This window comes from Cyanobium sp. Alchichica 3B3-8F6 (assembly GCF_024346435.1).
In the GTDB taxonomy this organism is placed as follows: domain Bacteria; phylum Cyanobacteriota; class Cyanobacteriia; order PCC-6307; family Cyanobiaceae; genus Cyanobium_A.
The window spans coordinates 74469-89304 of record NZ_JAGQCZ010000005.1 but is presented as its reverse complement, the minus strand read 5'-3'; the positions used below and the strand labels follow the sequence as shown (position 1 = coordinate 89304).

The following is a 14836-nucleotide window of genomic DNA, read 5'->3' as shown; positions in this document are numbered from 1 at the left end:
AAGGGGGTGAGATCGATCAGGGCGTCAGACGCCGATCGGCTCAGTCCTTTTGACCGGCGTAGTTGCCGTTGCCCAGAGCAGGCTCAACTTCGCGGTGGGGGCGAGCAATGATGTGGGCAGCCACGAGGCCGTCGCCCACGCGCTCACATGCATCAGCGCCGGCGCGCACAGCTGCGTTCACAGCACCGGTTTCGCCACGCACCATGACGGTGACGTAACCGCCGCCGACGAATTCACGACCGATGAGGCGCACTTCGGCGGCCTTGGTCATGGCGTCAGCCGCTTCGATCGCGGGGACCAGACCCCGGGTTTCGATCATGCCGAGGGCGATGCCCATGGTTTCAGTTGCCATTACCTGCTCCTGGAGGAGGGGGGTGGAATGTTCGCTCGCAACCATGGTCGCCAGCCAAACCTCCCGTCAAGCCATTTCGGCCCGTCTGCCCATCACCGTTACCTCGCCTTCAGATAAGGCAACCTGATCAGTGCATCACAAAACGTTAGGCAATGCTTGCCAGTGCAGTGCTGGCAGGGGTTTTGGGGGACGCGCCTCAGAGAGGATCGGCGGCGGTCACGTAGGCCACTCCGCCGTAGTAATTGAGCAGCGGTTGCAAGCCTTGGCGCAGTTTGGGCAGAAGGGCGTCCTCACAGAAGACGATCACGTGGGCGTTGGCCCCCAGTCCGCTGAACTCCAACCCATCGGACACGGCGCCATGGGGCCCCCGACCGCTCACGTGTTTGATCACGGAATAGCCCGCCGCCCCGGCAGCGTCGATGGCTTTGAGCACCCCGTCGAGTTCCCGCTCACTGAAAATCAGATCCACACGTTTCATCGATTCAGCCAGGAGCGGAGAGAATGGTGTTAACCAGCAGCATGTACAACGGAATCCCCAAAATGATGTTGAAGGGGAAGGTGATCCCCAACGCCGCCGAGATGTAGAGACTGGGATTCGCTTCAGGCACCGTCATCCGCATCGCCGCGGGCACAGCGATATAAGAGGCGCTGGCACACAACACCACAAACAGCAGGCCATTGCCGGGGCTCAGCTGCAGGCCCCAAACGATCAAGGCCCCTAGGAGGGCATTGAACAGGGGCATCAGCACCGAAAAGGCGATCAGGAAAGCCCCTGCCTCGCGGAGTTCCCGGATCCGCTGAGCCGCCACGATGCCCATGTCGAGCAGAAAGAAGGTCAGGGCTCCATAGAAGAGCTTGTCGCTGAAGGGCTCCATCTTGCCAATGCCGGCTGGGCTATACGCCGCCACCAGCAGGCCGATCACCAGGCTTCCCACCAGCAGAAACACCGAGCTGTTCAGGAAGGCTTCGCGCAACACCGAACCCCAGCGCATCGGCTGGGCGCCAGGCCGATTCTGGGGAGCCGCCAGCTTCACCAGAATCAGGCCAACGATGATGGCCGGGGACTCCATCAATGCCAAGGCCGCCACCATGAAGCCATCAAAAGGTTGATTCTGGGTTTCCAGAAAGCTTTCGGCGGTGATGAACGTGACCGCACTGATTGAACCGTAGGTGGCGGCAATTGCCGCGGCATTAAAAGCATCAAACTGCAGCTGCAGCACCAGAAAGCTGACGATCGGCACCAGCAGCGACATGGCCACGGCGGCACCAATCGTGGGGAGCACCTGGCCGCCCAGACCGCTGTGCTGCAGCTCCAAGCCGCCTTTGAAGCCGATCGAAAGCAGGAGATAGAGCGAAAAGAGCTTTGGCAGTGGTGCTGGGATTTCGAGGTCGGAGCCCACCAACACCGCTGCAACCCCGAGAAAAAAGAACAGCACCGGAGGGGTGAGCAGGTTCTGAAGGATCAGGCTTGACTCCATCCGCCGACACTCCCGTCTTCAAGCGCGTTGATGGGCTCCGAGAGGCCCGGAGCAACCGTAGGCGTCCTGCCCGCCGCCGCCCCTTGCAGCACAATGGGAGTCCCTGCTCCCTTGTGGATGCCGACCTTGGTGATCGCCAGCGGCAATCCCCACAAGGTGGCCGAAATCAGCGCCATGCTCGAGCTGGTTGAGCTGGAGGTGCTGCCCCAGCCACCGGGGCTTGAGATCGAGGAAACCGGGTCGACCTACCTCGAAAATGCGCGGCTCAAAGCTGAAGCCGTGGCCCAGCTCACGGGCCATTGGGGCCTGGCCGACGATTCCGGCATCGAGGTGGATGCCCTGGGCGGCGCCCCTGGCATTTACTCCGCCCGCTACGCCCCCACCGACCATGAACGCATCCACCGGCTGCTGAAGGAACTGGACGATTCGCTCTACCGGGGCGCCAGCTTCCGCTCGGCGATGGTGCTGGCCGACCCCTCCGGCATCACCCGGGCCGAGGCTGAGGGCATCTGCCGAGGCCAGATCCTGCGCGCAGCCCAGGGGCATGGGCCTGGCTACGACAGCATCTTCTATGTGCGGGAGGCGGGCAGCTCCTATGCCCAGATGGGGCCCCACCTCAAGGCCAAGCTTGGTAGTCGCGGCAAAGCAGCCCGCCAGCTGGCCCCCCAGTTGCGCCGCTGGCTGGAGCTTCCCGGCTGAGGGCAGGATCAGCGAGCGCTGCTGTTGATGTGTGAGATAGCCCGCATCGCAGCAGCGGCGGCCTCCTCCACATCCCCTTCCTTCCCAGCCAGAGTGAGACGTCCGAAGGCTCCGACGGCCTTGACATCCACCACAGTGATGTTGGAGGCCTTTTCCGCCTCGTTGGCAGCAATCAACACGTAGCCGGCGGGCTCCGTTTCGAGAATGAACATGCTCATACCCGCCTGAATCATCGAGCCGCGACGGTTCTGGCGGTTGATCAGCACGGCATGGTCGGGGGTGATCGCCCGGATGATCTCCGTCCAGCTCACCTCGGCGCGGCTGCGGTCCTCCTTGCGGTTGCCGATGGCTTCCAGCACCACATCGCCGGAGTGGAGCACATTGCTCTGGTCGCGGTGGTAGAGCGCCAGCGAGCCGAAAGCCCGCTCCACAATCATCTGGCCGAGCCGCACCGTGCTGGCCTTGAGGGCGATATCGGTGACCCGGTGCACGGCCATACCTGGGGACACCTCCAGCCACAGGCAGGCATCGCCAGGGATCGGCAGGAAGCCCTGGCTCACCGTGCCCATGTAGGTCGCCAGCTGGGGCTGCAGGGAGTCGAGAAAGACGTAGGTGCGCAGTTCAATCGACTGCACCTGGCTGGTCTGGCGTGCCAGACGGGAGCCTTCGCTGTCGGTGGTGATCACGCAGCTGGCCCCATCGCTGTCGGAGTCGACCTGGGTGCCGGTGATCAAGGATCCTGATCGCGGGGATCCACCAGCCGGCCTCGCTGATCCCATGCCGGTTGAAGGGCCCGACAAACTCTCCCGTCTCCGACGGGTCGCCAGGTCTTCACGCGATGGCTGGCGGGCTGGCAAGGGAGTGTCCTTCAGGCAACTGCCCGTTCATCGGCTCAGCTGCGGCAGGATCTTAACCCTGATGCCCCCGCCCCTTGCCCATCGGGATGGAGCCGGTACCGTCCAGCCAACGTTGATGGGACGGGTTCATGGCCACCAGACGCACCACCTCCAACTCCCCTGACTCAAGCCCCAGCAGCCGGGCCAAAGCCGCCCAGGCCGAACCCATGCCCCCCGCCGACACCACTGGCGACGCCGCGATCCCCGAGTGGATGGCCCAGGCGGCCGCCCAGGGGGTGAAGCCTGAACAGGCCCTGGCGTTCATTGGTTTGGGGCTGATGCAGAAGATGGCCGGCTCGGGGCAGGACTTGCCCTGGATCTGGTCGGAGGCCGAAGACGGCGGCCAAGCTGATCTGGCCGCCCTGCGGCAGCGCCTCGAGCTCACCCAGCTGGCCCTGCAAACCGGCGCCCCCCTGACAACGGCGGACGTGAGCCAGTTGCTGGGAGTCAGGCCCACCAGTGAGGCCGTGGAGCGCGGTGGTCTCAAGGCCCGGCGGCTGAGCCGCAATGTGTGGAAGCTGAGCCGGCTCGACGACACGGACAACCGCAGCGACGACGCGTTCCGTCGCCGCTTCTAAGTCGAGCCGGTCAGGGGCTGGATCAGGCCAGCCCCACCAACTTCATCGATTCGGCCCACACCCCCTGGGCGGTGTCGGGGTTGCTGGCCTTGTCGGAAAGCTCCTGGCTGAACTGCTTGCCGCCCTGCTTCTGGCGGTTGCCCCAGCTCCAGTGCACCCCAGACGCGGCGAAGGCGGGGTCGGCCACCACCTGGGCCACCCGCTCACCCGCCAGGGCTTGGCTCACGTAACCGCCGGTGATGTTCTTCTGGAACCAGGGGAAGATCTTCTGGAAGGCCTTGGGAGCATTGCGGAACAGGGGGGTGTCGGCCACGCAGCCCGGATAGAGGGAGCTGAACACAAGGCCGGTGGAGGCGTGCAGCCGGCGGTGCAGCTCCTGGGTGGTGATCATGTTGCAGAGCTTGCTGTCCTTGTAGGCCTTGCCGGGCTTGAAGGGCTTGCCATTGGCCATGGCGATCGGCGCCTTGAAGCCGGCCTTGAAGCCCGCCAGATCGCCGAGGTCCGCCGGGGCGGGGATCGGGATCTTGCCGCCCAGTTCCTTGGAGTTGGCGGTGACGGTGCCGAGCACCACCAGCCGACGCGAGGGGTGGCTGGAGCGCTGCAGATCCGGCAGCAGCAGCTGAATCAGCAGGAAATGACCCAGGTGGTTGGTGGCCATCGAAATCTCGTAGCCCTGGGGAGACCGCTCAGGTTCCTTGAGCCGAGGCTTGTAGACAGCGGCATTGATCACCAGGGCATCGAGCGGACGTCCCAGGGAGGCCACCAGGGTTTCCACCCCCACGCGCACACTGTCGAGGTCGCCGAGGTCGATGCGCAGGTGGCTGAGCTGCGACGAAGGAATGCCCAGGGATTCGACGGCGGCAGCGGCCCGCACCGGATCACGGTTGGCCGTCACCACAAACCAGCCCCGATCCGCCAGGGCTTTGGCCGCATTCAGCCCAACCCCTGAGGTGGTGCCGGTGATCAGAACCGTTCCGGCGCCAGCAGCGTCCGCCATCAAACCCGTCTAAACAGCGGGCCCTAACTTACGGGGTGGGCTGGCTGGCTTCAGGGGTTTGCCACACCACCCGCAGGCGGTTGGGAGCGATCCACTGGTTTTGCTCGCGGATCAGACGCTGCTCCCCCTCCACCATGAACAAATGATCAAACCGGTCACGGGCCTTGGACAACTTGGCCTGCTCCAGATCGAGCACGGCGGAGAGCTCACCCTGCCGCTCCATGCGCTCCTGGTAAGCCGAAGCCAGGCGGGCCAGGCTCACGCCCGCCACCACCACCAATCCCACCTTCACGGCAAGGCCAATCAAGCTGCAGAGCAGCTCCTGGCGCTCGGTGGAGAGGGCTTGCAATGCAGCCGTTTCGCCCCCCGAAGCGAAAGGGGGGGCCGAGCGATCCAATCCCGTCGATTTGGAGACACGTGGCACGGAGCTTGCTCGTGCGGAATCACGTGAAACAGCTCCCCGAGCGGACATGTCTGCAGCGTGCTTGACCGCAGTTGGTCTGGATGCAGCCGGCCTGAATGCAGAGGGGGGCGGAGAGGGCATGCTGGCACCGATGGGGCAGGGCCCGGCAGGTCTTGCACGCTTCTAGCGGCCCAGCCCCCGCTTGCCAAGGGGATGGATGCGATGCCTCAAGCCTTGTAAAGACTGAAGCACAGACGAACGGCCAGCACGCCCGCATGGGCGGCCACCACCAGGGCAATCAGAATTTCGGCCTGGCTGAGTGCAGAAACCATCGGGCTGTGAACGCAACAGGGTGCGCCCCATTCTTTGCCCTGCGGTGGCTACGGTCCAGCCTCACCCGCCCTGCTGTCACAGCTCTTGATGGCTGCTGTCTTGATGGATTCCGTGGAGATCACCGCGTCGCAAATCCGCAATCTGGATCTGGGCGGCCTGCAGCCCTGGGCCCGACTCAACCCTGCCGTCCTGGTGCAGCAGGCCGGCAGCCTCACGCTGAACGTCGACTGGCCGCGGGCCGACGATGACCCCCGGGAGCTCTCGGAGATTCCCGAGCTGCGCCTCTGGTCGCTGCGGGCCGATGCCGAACTTCCCTGGCTGCCGCTGGTGCTGGAGCGCAGCAGCGGTCAACTCACCCGCCATGTCGCGATGCTGGTGCCCCATCACTTCAGCCGCACCGAGGGCATTCGCTTTGCCCCCGAAGCCCTGGAGCTGTGGATTACCCACCGCCTGTTCGGCCTGGATGCCTGGGCCCGCAGCCATGGGCTGCAGTGCCGCCAGGGATTGGGTCAAATGGCTGCCGTGCTCGGCTTTGAGCTGGATGCCGAGTTTTGGGCGCCGCTGCCCCCGAGCTGACATCAGCTGGGCGACCCCAACAGCAGCAACAGGGCGCGACGGCCGCTATCCACAGCCAGCAGCAGGGTGAGACCCCGCAGCAACCACACCAGCTGGGCATCGCTGACGCGATCGAGCCGCGCTGCCGACCAGCGGGCTGCGATGGCGGCGGTGGCACCCAGGGCCAGGCCCACCGGTAGAACCCCTCGGCCATCGAACAGAAACGTGCTGGAGGCCACCGCAGCCGAAACCAGCACCGCCAAGGTGCTGAAGCGGATCGCCAGGTGGATCGGCACCCGCAGCACCTGAACCATCAGGGGCACCATCACCAGCCCACCGCCCAGCCCCAGCAGACCGGTGGCCAAGCCCGCCACCCAGCCCACCGTGGTGAGTCCGAGCTGATTGAGGTTTGGCGTCTCCAAGGCCGCCAGAGCGGACTGGGGGCGGATCGTGAACGCAAGCACGCCGTACATCAGGGCCTGCAGGGCGAGCAGGTGCCAGCCCTGCAGGCCGAGGCCCATCTGGCTGAACAGGCCGGCTCCGAGGCAGGCCCCCAGCCCGATCGCCAGGCTGCCCCGGACCGGGAGACTGCGGCTGCGGAGGTGGGTCCAGGTGCCGCCCAGGGTGGTGGGCACGATCGCCAGGGTGCTGGTGGCGAGGGCCTGGTGCGGATCGAGTCCCGCCAGCAACAACAGGGGCGCAAACACCAACCCGCCACCGATGCCCAGCAACCCCGAGAGCAGCCCCGCCAGCAGGCCCAAGGGCAGATAGGGCAACAAACTCCACAGCATCCGGGCAATCTGGGGCGATGGCGGTTTCCTCAGCATCCCCCATACCCCGCCTGCGCACCCTGCCCAGCAGCTGCCTGGCGGGCGACTGGCAGATGGCCATCGATGGGTGGCTGCTGGAGCAACGGGCACCGGCGTTTCGGCTCTACCGCTGGCAGCGGCCAACGCTGTCGCTTGGATTTCACCAGCACCACCTCGAGCCCCACTGGGGCGAGCTGGCGGCTGGCGGGCTGATCGAGCTGGTGCGCCGACCGAGTGGGGGCCGGGCGGTGCTTCATGCCGGGGAGATCACCTATGCACTGGTCTGGCCCGATGCGCCCCGGCAACGCCAGCGGGCCTACGCCCTGGCCTGCGGCTGGCTCCTCGACGCCTTTGCCAGCCTGGGGCTACCCCTGGAGCCGGGTCGTCAGGCCGCCAGCCTGCAACGCAGCAACTGCTTCGCCAGCAGCACCGCCGCCGATCTGGTGCATGCCGGAGGAGCCAAGCGAATCGGCAGCGCCCAGCTGTGGCGCCAGGGGTGCCTGCTGCAGCATGGCTCGATCCTGGTGGAGCCACCCGCCGAGCTCTGGCAGCTGGTGTTCGGCGCCAACCCGCCCGCCTTGCCCGACCTGCCGCTGGACCCCAGGGAGCTGGAGGCACTGCTGCAGCAATGCGCGGCGGCAGCTCTGCCCACGGCCACCGCTGGGGTTGTGCCCCTGCCGCTGAGCGCCGCGGAATGGGCCCGCATCGCCGCGGGCCGTGCCCCCTATTGGGTCAACGGGTCGACGCCGCCCTTGGCCTCGCCGGAGGCCAGCATCGAGCGCACCACCTGAGGCAGAGCCAGGCCCAGGGGATAGGTGCCGTGGCGCCGAGCCGTGGCCAGCAGCGGTGCCGGTAGGCGCAGGCCCAGTTTGGCGAGCACGGCTTCGCCCAGCTCAGGGCGCTCGATCGTGCCGCAGGGCAATCCGGCTGGGCTGAGCACGAGCAATCGGTTGGCACCGCTGTCTTCAAGCTGCTGCACCGCCTGCCACAGGGGCGCTGACTCGCGGATGGCCGGCAGGCTGGAAAGGGGCTGCATGTGATCACCAATGCGGTCGCTGTCCCAGCGCTGCACCGGCAGCTGCTGCAGTGGCGTGTCGTCGATGACCCCCTGCCAACGGCCGCGGTCGCACACCAGCAGCCAGTCGTCCTGGTCGGCCTCGGTGGCCTGGGAGAGTCGAATCTGGCTGAGCTCCCGCAGCCGACCAGCCGCCTCCAGCACCCGAAACCGTCGCCCCGCCGCATCCCGCACTTTCAAGGCATTGAGGGTTTGCTGCAGGGCCAGCATCTGCCGCTGGTTGCGGGACGCCCCTAAACCGAACCAGCCCAGCAGCATCAACCAGGCGCCACTGAGGCCGCCGCCCCGCAACAGCACCACCGTGCCCAAACCGATCGCAAGCAGCGACAGCAGGCGACCGCAGCTGTTGGCAACCTCCACACCCCGCCGCTGGCTGCCGCTGGCCTGCCACACCAGAGCCTTGACGATCAGCCCGCCATCGAGAGGCAGACCCGGCAGCAGGTTGAACAGGCCCAGCACCAGGTTGAGGGAGCCCAGCTGAGCCACCATCGCCCCCAGCAAGGGCGAGACGTGGTCCGCCGTGTGGGTGCCAGCCAACAGAGCCCCGCCCAGCAGCAAGCTCACCGCGGGCCCTGCCGCGGCCACCAGCAGGGCACCCATGGCCGTGCTGCATTCCCGCTCGACGCTGGCGACACCGCCCAGCAAAAAGAGCGTGATGCTGCGCACCTGCACCCCCTGGGCCAGGGCCACCAGGGAATGGCCCAGCTCGTGCAGCAGCACGGACACAAACAACAGCACCGCCGTCGCCAGGCCCAGGCCCCAGAGCGCTGCCGCGCCAACCGGATCCTTAAGGCTGAGGCTGTAGTGCTGCTGGAAGGCGGCAGTGGCCAACGCCAGGATCACAAACCAGCTGGGATGAATGCGCAGGGGAATTCCCCTGATCTTGAACAGCTGCCAGCCCTCTCCCACGGCCCTTCCACCCGAGTGTCTGCCCAGGCCAGGCCCGAAGCGTCAGAGCATGAATCCTAGAAAGGCCCAACGGCACGCGCTCAAGCCATGACGTTTCCCCTGCTGAAGATTTGCGGCCTGCGGGATCCCGAGCAGGCGGCGGCGGTGGCCTGCCTGGGGGTCGATGCGATCGGCGTGATCGGCGTGCCCGGATCACCGCGCTACCTGGAGCCAGGCCAACGGCCACCCCTGTTTGCCGCCGTTCAGGCGGCCGCCCCCCTCTGCCAGAGGGTGTTGGTGGTGGCCGATCCCGACGACCGGCAGCTGGCGGAGCTGGCCGGCGGCCAAGGCCATGGGGTGGTGCAGCTACACGGCTCGGAAACGCCGGAGCGCTGCCACCAGCTGCGGGCGAGCCTGGGCTGCACGGTTTGGAAGGCCCTGCGGATCCGCAGCCCCCACGACCTGAAACAGGCGTGGGACTACGCCCACGCCGTGGATGCCCTGCTCCTGGATGCCTGGGTGCCCGACCAGCTGGGGGGGACGGGCCACCGCATTCCCAGCGAGTGGCTGGCGGGTTTCACTCCGCCCCTGCCCTGGTGGCTGGCGGGGGGCATCCGGGCCGATCGGGTGGCGCCGCTGCTGGCCCAGCTGACGCCCACGGGGCTGGATGCGTCCAGCGGTGTGGAGCGGGCTCCTGGCGACAAGGATCTGGCGTTGGTGCAGGCGCTGGTGGCTGCCGTTCGGGGAGAACTTGGCTGAGGTCGGCCTTTGCGGCCAAGATCAGGCTGTGTTCACGACGCGATGATGGGCTGCCTCTCTGGTTTCGCTCCCCTGCCCCTGCTGCTCGCTCTGGCCGGTGCAGCGACGCCCGCCCTGATGCTGCCCCTGCAGGCCCAGGACCTGGTGGGCTGCCAGCTGGTGGACGGTCAGCTCTCCTGCGTGCCGGGGGTAAGCGCCGATCCCCAGGCCCAGATCAGCGCGCTGCGCCAGCAGATCAGCGCCGACCTGGCCCAGGAAAGCGCGGTGCAGCAGCAGATCGATGGCTTGCAACAACTGGTGCTGCAGGGAGAGGCGGTGCAGGGCCAGGTGCTCCAGGCCACCGCCGTTGCCGACCTCTTGGCCGCCTTGCCGCCGCAGGCCTTCCACTGGTACCGCCGCACTCCTGGTGCCAGCCAGTGGCTGCTGATCAGCGGGGCCAGCGGCCCCACTTATGTGCTCCAGCCCCAGGACGTTTCGAGCGAAGTGATGGTGGTCGTGACGGTGTCCACACCAGAGGGAGGCGCCAACCGCCAGGCCTCAACCCCTTTTGGCCCGGTGCGGCCGACTCCTTAACGGCGAGAGCCCAGAGACTCAGGTGGACAGCAACGCTTCCTGCTGCTTGACTAACTCGAAGAACTCAGCCTTGAGGCTGGGATCCAACCGGAAATCGCCCCTCATCACGGAATTGACCATGCTGGTTTGGGGTTCTTTCACGCCCCGCCACTTCATGCAGTAGTGCTGGGCTTTCACCAGGATCGCCAGGCCCTGGGGCTCACAGAGACGCTCAATCTCATCGGCCAAAATCATCACCGCTTCTTCTTGGATGTGGGGGCGAGAAAACACCCAATCAGCCACCCGTGAGAATTTCGACAGCCCGATGACCCGATCGCCAGGCTTGATGCCGATCCAGCAATTGCCGAGAATCGGCACCAAGTGGTGGGAACAGGCCGAGCGCACCGAAATGGGGCCAACGGTGTAGATCTCGTCGAGCTTCTTGACGTTGGGGAAGCTGGCGATCTTGGGCTGGTGGTGATAACGGCCCTTGAACACTTCGTGGAGGTACATCCGGGCAACCCGCTCGGCCGTCTCCTCGGTGTTGTGATCATTGTCGATATCGATCACCAAGCTGCGCAGCAGCTCGCGCACCTTGCCAGCCACTTCAATTTCCAGCTGATCGAGCTCGCCCTCCTTGAGATGCTCGGCGATGTTGTCGTTGGCGAGATACGCCACACCTGCCGCATCCAAGCGCTCACGGATCCGCAGACTCACTGGCAACGGACCCGCGTCCGGGGCACTTGCGCGGGAGGGAAGACTTGAAGGCAGGGTCGAGGTCATGGAGGGGCTCAAAACGCGCCGGCGGCCGGCATGAGGGTGAGGTCTTCCACCACCAGAGTGGCGGGCTGTTGGGCCAGATACAGCAGGGCTTCGGCCGCCCGCTCAACCTCAAGCATGGCACGGCGATCAAAGGAGCTGTGGACGGTTTCACTCTCCCAGAGGGGCGTATTCACCGCACCCAGGGTGAGGGTGCTGACCCGTATCCCGTGGGAGCGTTCTTCAGCCGCCAGGCAGCGGCTCAAGGAGACCAAGGCGGCCTTGCTGATGCAGTAGGCACCCCAGTCGGGAAAGGCGTTGTGGGCAGCATGGCTGCTGACATTGATGATGTGACCACCACTAGCCGCCCGCAGGCGCGGCACCAGCGCCTGACACAGCTGAAACACGGCCGTGAGGTTGAGCTGCATCACCTGCTGCCACTGCGCCAGCGGCATCTCCGCCAGGGAGCCGGTATAGGCCATGCCGGCGTTGTTGATCACCACGGAAGGGATGAGACCACGGCTGCAGAGGTCTTCGAGACCGGGGCCCACGGCTGTGGAATCGCCCAAATCAAGGCCGATGGTCTCAACGCGGTGACCGCTCTGGCCCAGCTCGCTCGTCAGGGCATCGAACTCCTGCGACGGGCGGGCCAGCAACAGCAGGTCGTAGCCGGCGGCGGCGAACAGCCGTGCCGCCGTGGCCCCGATTCCCCGGGAGGCTCCGGAGATCAGGGCCACAGGCGCCTTAGGAGTTGGATCAGACAAGGGCAAACGCCAGGACGTCGATGGAACCGAAGGAAACCTTAAGAGCTGCGGGAGGGATCTGGGGTCTCACTCTCCAGGACGCGCCCCATACGCCGGAACTTGGCGTAGCGCTGCTCAATCAATTGGGTCTCGCTGAGGGTTTGCAGCTCGGCGAGTTGCTCCAGCAGGGCGGTCTTGAGGGTTTCGGCGGCTTGCAAGGGGGCCCAGTGGTTGCCGCCGGAGGGCTCCGGCAGCACCAGATCCACAATCCCAAGTTGGAGCAGATCGGGGCCGGTGATCTTCAAGGCTTCAGCGGCAGTTGACGCCTTGCCTGCATCCCGCCAGAGGATCGAGGCACAGGCTTCCGGGCTGGCCACGGTGTAAACGCTGTGCTCGAACATCAGCAGCCGATCGGCCACACCGATGCCAAGAGCTCCACCGGAGCCTCCTTCTCCAATCACCGTGGCAAGGATGGGCACCCGCAGCCGGAACATCTCGCGCAGGTTCACCGCAATGGCTTCGCCCTGACCTTGCTCCTCCGCCAGCACCCCCGCATAGGCGCCTGGGGTGTCGATGAAGCTCAGGATCGGCAGACGGAAGCGGTCGGCATGCTCCATCAGCCGCATCGCCTTGCGGTAGCCCCCGGGTGAGGCCATCCCGAAGTTGCGGGCCACATTTTCCTTGGTGTCGCGCCCCTTCTGGTGGCCCAGCAGCACCACGCCCTGGTCACCGATACGGCCCACGCCACCCACCAGCGCCTGGTCGTCGCTGCCACGGCGATCGCCGTGCAGCTCCAGCCACTCATCGGTGATCACCTGGATGTAGTCCAGTGTGCTGGGGCGCTGGGGGTGGCGAGCCACCTGGATTTTCTGAGAGGGCGTCAGGGCATCGAAGATGTCCTTGCGGCGCCGGGTCGCGAGGGTTTCGAGCTGCAGCAGCTGCTGGCTCACGTCCACTTCCGAATCACGGGCCAGTTGGCGGATCTGCTCGATCTGTTCCTCGAGCTCAACCAGCGGTTTTTCGAACTCCAGCAGGGCGCGGCGAGCCATGGCAAGGATGTTGGGAGGGAAGAGGAGGAGGGATGAACTAGGCCGTGGTTAGCGCTGGGCTGGGATCGGACTGCAGGGCCAGACCCAGGGCCCGAAAACCGTGGCGCTCGGAGGCGGCTCCAATCAGATCCATTTTGTCGAGGGTGATGTTGTTGCGCCCCCAACTGAAATTGGTGTGAATCCCTTCAAACTCCAACAGAATCGCTTCAGCGAAACAAGCAAACATCTGACGCTTGGGATTGTCCATTTCAGCCATTTCCATCATCTGCCAGGTGATGTCGCTGAAAAATTCAACGATGCCCCCTTTCAGCACATGGATGCCAGCACCGCTGGCCTTGGTGTCGAGATTTTTTGGATAGCCCCCGTCGATCATCAGGCAGGGCGACTTGAGGTTGGCCGCATCGATGCTGAGGGTCTGGGGCAGGCTGGCCACCCACACCACCACATCCGCTTCCGGCAGGGCTTCCTCGAGGCTGAGAATCCGCCCGCCGCCCAGCTCCTGCTGTAGATCAAGCAGAGGTTGCGGCTGACGGGCCACCAGCAGCAGCTCCTTGACACCGGTGCGCTGGCTGAGCCAGCGACACACCGCGCTGCCAATGTCACCGGTGGCGCCCACCACGGCCACCCGGGCCTGGCGTAGATCAATTCCCAGCAACGGGGCATTGGTTTCCACCTGGCGGCAGATCACCCAGGCGGTGTGGGTGTTGCCGGTGGTGAAGCGTTCCCACTCCAGGGTTGTGGAGCGGATCTGCTGCTCTTTGAGCAGATTGAAATTCTCGAAAATGATCGAGGTGAAGCCGCCCAGGGCCGTGATGTCAAGGCCATTTTTCTGGGCCAGCTCCATGGCACTGAGCACCTTGCGCCGAGCGGTTTTGAACCGGCTCAACATTTCAGGAACGAAACAGGAGTCGATGTAGGCCCCTTCGATCGTTTTCCCGGTGGCACTCGTCACCTCGAGCCGCTCCACCAATTGGGGAGGGGCACTGCACCACACATCCAAGTCGCCCTCAGCGAACTCCTCAAAGCCGAGGCTGCGGGCTTTGGCACGGGCCTCCTCAAAGCTTGTGGAGTGACCGATGAGGCCGAACATGGGCAATCCCCAGGGGATGTCGCCGACGCTACATCCCGCCAGGATCGGCCTGGCGGGATGGTTAGCCAACGCGGGTTAGCCGATCAAGGCCGCCGCTGCCATCTTGGCGATCTCACGGGAGGTGAGGCCCACATCCATGAGTGCTTCCTGGTACGACGTGAGGAAATCCGCCATCAGATCTTCCTGGTCCATGTGAAGAACGGACGCATCACCAGCCACCTGCTCGAGCATCTTGCGCACCAGAGGCAGGTTGTCGCGGTTGGCCTGCTCAAGCTCTTCACGGCAGGTCTCGAGGTTGGCCTTCAACCACTCCTGTCCATAGTTGAGGTGGGTGTATTCATCTTTGACAACTCCCTCGGTGATCTTGCGGGCGAAGGGATCAGCGACAGGGATATAGATGTGGTAGGCCGAAATGGCGAAGGCCTCAATCAAAATCGCCTGGATCAGCAGGCAGGTGGTCACCTTGCCCTCGGCTAGGGCCTTCTGGAAATTGCCGTGAAGCGGTGCGAAGAACTCCTTGGCAAAAGGCATGTCGGCGGTGACGCCCAGGTTGTTGGCGCAGGCCGTGAACCCTTTCATGTGCTTGAGCTCCATGCGGGCCAGCCGGGCAAGCTCCTCAGCCTGGTCGGGGATCAGCGTGCCGATGGCGATGTAGTTATCGTGCGCTTCCTGCTCACCCTCGATCACGATGGCGTTGATGCGGCTGTAGGCGTCTTTGTAGGCGTCGGTGCTGAAGTCGGGCAGTTGATCGGGCAGTTGCTGGGCGGAAGTCGCCTCGGAAACTGCAGGGGAGGCGAGGGTTGCCATGGCGGCCGTGCACT

The 14836-nt window shown here is 65.3% G+C and carries 20 protein-coding genes; 6 read left to right on the top strand and 14 right to left on the bottom strand.

The window, feature by feature from the left end; translation table 11 throughout:
* Window positions 1-40: 40 nt before the first annotated feature.
* The 3 genes from KBY65_RS05750 to KBY65_RS05740 all read right to left on the bottom strand — a co-directional run bounded on the left by KBY65_RS05750 (window position 41) and on the right by KBY65_RS05740 (window position 1830).
* A complete protein-coding gene (locus KBY65_RS05750) occupies window positions 41-352 on the bottom strand; it encodes a BMC domain-containing protein (protein ID WP_094559871.1) in 312 nt (103 codons plus the stop codon).
* 196 nt (window positions 353-548) lie between these two features.
* Window positions 549-830 (bottom strand): P-II family nitrogen regulator, encoded by a 282-nt coding sequence (locus tag KBY65_RS05745; protein WP_094559872.1) that lies wholly within the window; start codon window positions 828-830, stop codon window positions 549-551.
* A 4-nt stretch (window positions 831-834) separates the two neighbouring features.
* Window positions 835-1830 carry a sodium-dependent bicarbonate transport family permease gene (locus tag KBY65_RS05740; protein WP_094559873.1) on the bottom strand — a complete coding sequence of 332 codons (996 nt, stop codon included), beginning with the start codon at window positions 1828-1830 and terminating at the stop codon, window positions 835-837.
* A gap of 117 nt (window positions 1831-1947) precedes the next feature.
* Here KBY65_RS05740 and rdgB point away from each other — a divergent pair, with 117 nt between their 5' ends.
* Window positions 1948-2529 (top strand): RdgB/HAM1 family non-canonical purine NTP pyrophosphatase, encoded by a 582-nt coding sequence (gene rdgB, locus KBY65_RS05735; RefSeq protein WP_254988260.1) that lies wholly within the window; start codon window positions 1948-1950, stop codon window positions 2527-2529.
* Between the two features lie 8 nt (window positions 2530-2537).
* Here rdgB and KBY65_RS05730 read toward each other — a convergent pair whose 3' ends face one another.
* Window positions 2538-3308 carry a BMC domain-containing protein gene (locus KBY65_RS05730; RefSeq protein ID WP_255000814.1) on the bottom strand — a complete coding sequence of 257 codons (771 nt, stop codon included), beginning with the start codon at window positions 3306-3308 and terminating at the stop codon, window positions 2538-2540.
* A 329-nt stretch (window positions 3309-3637) separates the two neighbouring features.
* Between KBY65_RS05730 and KBY65_RS05725 the strand changes: the two genes are divergently transcribed.
* Complete coding sequence (locus KBY65_RS05725) at window positions 3638-4003, top strand: hypothetical protein (RefSeq protein WP_094559968.1); 366 nt, start codon at window positions 3638-3640, stop codon at window positions 4001-4003.
* Window positions 4004-4025: 22 nt separating this feature from the next.
* On the opposite strand, the gene KBY65_RS05720 is transcribed toward KBY65_RS05725, so the two are convergent.
* The 3 genes from KBY65_RS05720 to psaM all read right to left on the bottom strand — a co-directional run bounded on the left by KBY65_RS05720 (window position 4026) and on the right by psaM (window position 5735).
* The gene (locus KBY65_RS05720; protein WP_255000813.1) at window positions 4026-5000 is read right to left on the bottom strand and encodes a protochlorophyllide reductase; all 975 of its coding nucleotides are present in this window, start codon (window positions 4998-5000) and stop codon (window positions 4026-4028) included.
* 28 nt (window positions 5001-5028) lie between these two features.
* Complete coding sequence (locus tag KBY65_RS05715; protein ID WP_255000812.1) at window positions 5029-5397, bottom strand: hypothetical protein; 369 nt, start codon at window positions 5395-5397, stop codon at window positions 5029-5031.
* A 233-nt stretch (window positions 5398-5630) separates the two neighbouring features.
* A complete protein-coding gene (gene psaM / locus KBY65_RS05710; RefSeq protein WP_094559878.1) occupies window positions 5631-5735 on the bottom strand; it encodes a photosystem I reaction center subunit XII in 105 nt (34 codons plus the stop codon).
* Window positions 5736-5823: 88 nt separating this feature from the next.
* On the opposite strand from psaM, the gene KBY65_RS05705 reads away from it, so the two are divergent.
* On the top strand, window positions 5824-6312 hold the full coding sequence (locus KBY65_RS05705) for a CRR6 family NdhI maturation factor (RefSeq protein WP_254988209.1): 489 nt from the start codon (window positions 5824-5826) through the stop codon (window positions 6310-6312).
* Window positions 6313-6314: 2 nt separating this feature from the next.
* Here KBY65_RS05705 and KBY65_RS05700 read toward each other — a convergent pair whose 3' ends face one another.
* Window positions 6315-7082: a sulfite exporter TauE/SafE family protein gene (locus tag KBY65_RS05700; protein ID WP_255000810.1), complete on the bottom strand. Its 768-nt coding sequence runs from the start codon at window positions 7080-7082 to the stop codon at window positions 6315-6317.
* 17 nt (window positions 7083-7099) lie between these two features.
* Here KBY65_RS05700 and KBY65_RS05695 point away from each other — a divergent pair, with 17 nt between their 5' ends.
* Window positions 7100-7891 (top strand): lipoyl protein ligase domain-containing protein, encoded by a 792-nt coding sequence (locus tag KBY65_RS05695; RefSeq protein ID WP_094559879.1) that lies wholly within the window; start codon window positions 7100-7102, stop codon window positions 7889-7891.
* Here the strand turns inward: KBY65_RS05695 and KBY65_RS05690 are convergent.
* Complete coding sequence (locus KBY65_RS05690; RefSeq protein ID WP_094559880.1) at window positions 7825-9084, bottom strand: site-2 protease family protein; 1260 nt, start codon at window positions 9082-9084, stop codon at window positions 7825-7827. The genes KBY65_RS05695 and KBY65_RS05690 overlap by 67 nt on opposite strands.
* 87 nt (window positions 9085-9171) lie before the next feature.
* Between KBY65_RS05690 and KBY65_RS05685 the strand changes: the two genes are divergently transcribed.
* Both KBY65_RS05685 and KBY65_RS05680 read left to right on the top strand, forming a co-directional pair.
* Window positions 9172-9822, top strand: a complete 651-nt coding sequence (locus tag KBY65_RS05685) for a phosphoribosylanthranilate isomerase (RefSeq protein WP_255000809.1) — start codon at window positions 9172-9174, stop codon at window positions 9820-9822.
* Between the two features lie 45 nt (window positions 9823-9867).
* The gene (locus KBY65_RS05680) at window positions 9868-10395 is read left to right on the top strand and encodes a hypothetical protein (RefSeq protein ID WP_255000808.1); all 528 of its coding nucleotides are present in this window, start codon (window positions 9868-9870) and stop codon (window positions 10393-10395) included.
* Between the two features lie 18 nt (window positions 10396-10413).
* Here the strand turns inward: KBY65_RS05680 and folE are convergent, their stop codons facing one another.
* From folE to KBY65_RS05655, 5 genes are all read right to left on the bottom strand, one after another.
* Window positions 10414-11157, bottom strand: a complete 744-nt coding sequence (gene folE, locus KBY65_RS05675) for a GTP cyclohydrolase I (protein ID WP_094559883.1) — start codon at window positions 11155-11157, stop codon at window positions 10414-10416.
* A gap of 8 nt (window positions 11158-11165) precedes the next feature.
* Entirely contained in the window at window positions 11166-11897 is a 732-nt protein-coding gene (locus KBY65_RS05670) for an SDR family oxidoreductase (RefSeq protein ID WP_255000807.1), read from the bottom strand.
* A gap of 38 nt (window positions 11898-11935) precedes the next feature.
* A complete protein-coding gene (locus tag KBY65_RS05665) occupies window positions 11936-12925 on the bottom strand; it encodes an acetyl-CoA carboxylase carboxyltransferase subunit alpha (protein ID WP_094559884.1) in 990 nt (329 codons plus the stop codon).
* A 37-nt stretch (window positions 12926-12962) separates the two neighbouring features.
* Window positions 12963-14015 (bottom strand): long-chain acyl-[acyl-carrier-protein] reductase, encoded by a 1053-nt coding sequence (locus KBY65_RS05660; RefSeq protein WP_255000876.1) that lies wholly within the window; start codon window positions 14013-14015, stop codon window positions 12963-12965.
* Between the two features lie 75 nt (window positions 14016-14090).
* Window positions 14091-14822 (bottom strand): aldehyde oxygenase (deformylating), encoded by a 732-nt coding sequence (locus KBY65_RS05655; RefSeq protein ID WP_094559886.1) that lies wholly within the window; start codon window positions 14820-14822, stop codon window positions 14091-14093.
* Between the last annotated feature and the right edge of the window lie 14 nt (window positions 14823-14836).

Coding starts and splice junctions, on each gene's coding strand:
- KBY65_RS05750 (WP_094559871.1), bottom strand. CDS start 352: ATGGCAACTGAAACCATGGGCATCGCCCTCGGCATGATCGAAACCCGG.
- KBY65_RS05745 (WP_094559872.1), bottom strand. CDS start 830: ATGAAACGTGTGGATCTGATTTTCAGTGAGCGGGAACTCGACGGGGTG.
- KBY65_RS05740 (WP_094559873.1), bottom strand. CDS start 1,830: ATGGAGTCAAGCCTGATCCTTCAGAACCTGCTCACCCCTCCGGTGCTG.
- rdgB (WP_254988260.1), top strand. CDS start 1,948: ATGCCGACCTTGGTGATCGCCAGCGGCAATCCCCACAAGGTGGCCGAA.
- KBY65_RS05730 (WP_255000814.1), bottom strand. CDS start 3,308: ATGGGATCAGCGAGGCCGGCTGGTGGATCCCCGCGATCAGGATCCTTG.
- KBY65_RS05725 (WP_094559968.1), top strand. CDS start 3,638: ATGGCCCAGGCGGCCGCCCAGGGGGTGAAGCCTGAACAGGCCCTGGCG.
- KBY65_RS05720 (WP_255000813.1), bottom strand. CDS start 5,000: ATGGCGGACGCTGCTGGCGCCGGAACGGTTCTGATCACCGGCACCACC.
- psaM (WP_094559878.1), bottom strand. CDS start 5,735: ATGGTTTCTGCACTCAGCCAGGCCGAAATTCTGATTGCCCTGGTGGTG.
- KBY65_RS05705 (WP_254988209.1), top strand. CDS start 5,824: ATGGCTGCTGTCTTGATGGATTCCGTGGAGATCACCGCGTCGCAAATC.
- KBY65_RS05700 (WP_255000810.1), bottom strand. CDS start 7,082: ATGCTGTGGAGTTTGTTGCCCTATCTGCCCTTGGGCCTGCTGGCGGGG.
- KBY65_RS05695 (WP_094559879.1), top strand. CDS start 7,100: ATGGCGGTTTCCTCAGCATCCCCCATACCCCGCCTGCGCACCCTGCCC.
- KBY65_RS05685 (WP_255000809.1), top strand. CDS start 9,172: ATGACGTTTCCCCTGCTGAAGATTTGCGGCCTGCGGGATCCCGAGCAG.
- KBY65_RS05680 (WP_255000808.1), top strand. CDS start 9,868: ATGGGCTGCCTCTCTGGTTTCGCTCCCCTGCCCCTGCTGCTCGCTCTG.
- folE (WP_094559883.1), bottom strand. CDS start 11,157: ATGACCTCGACCCTGCCTTCAAGTCTTCCCTCCCGCGCAAGTGCCCCG.
- KBY65_RS05665 (WP_094559884.1), bottom strand. CDS start 12,925: ATGGCTCGCCGCGCCCTGCTGGAGTTCGAAAAACCGCTGGTTGAGCTC.
- KBY65_RS05660 (WP_255000876.1), bottom strand. CDS start 14,015: ATGTTCGGCCTCATCGGTCACTCCACAAGCTTTGAGGAGGCCCGTGCC.
- KBY65_RS05655 (WP_094559886.1), bottom strand. CDS start 14,822: ATGGCAACCCTCGCCTCCCCTGCAGTTTCCGAGGCGACTTCCGCCCAG.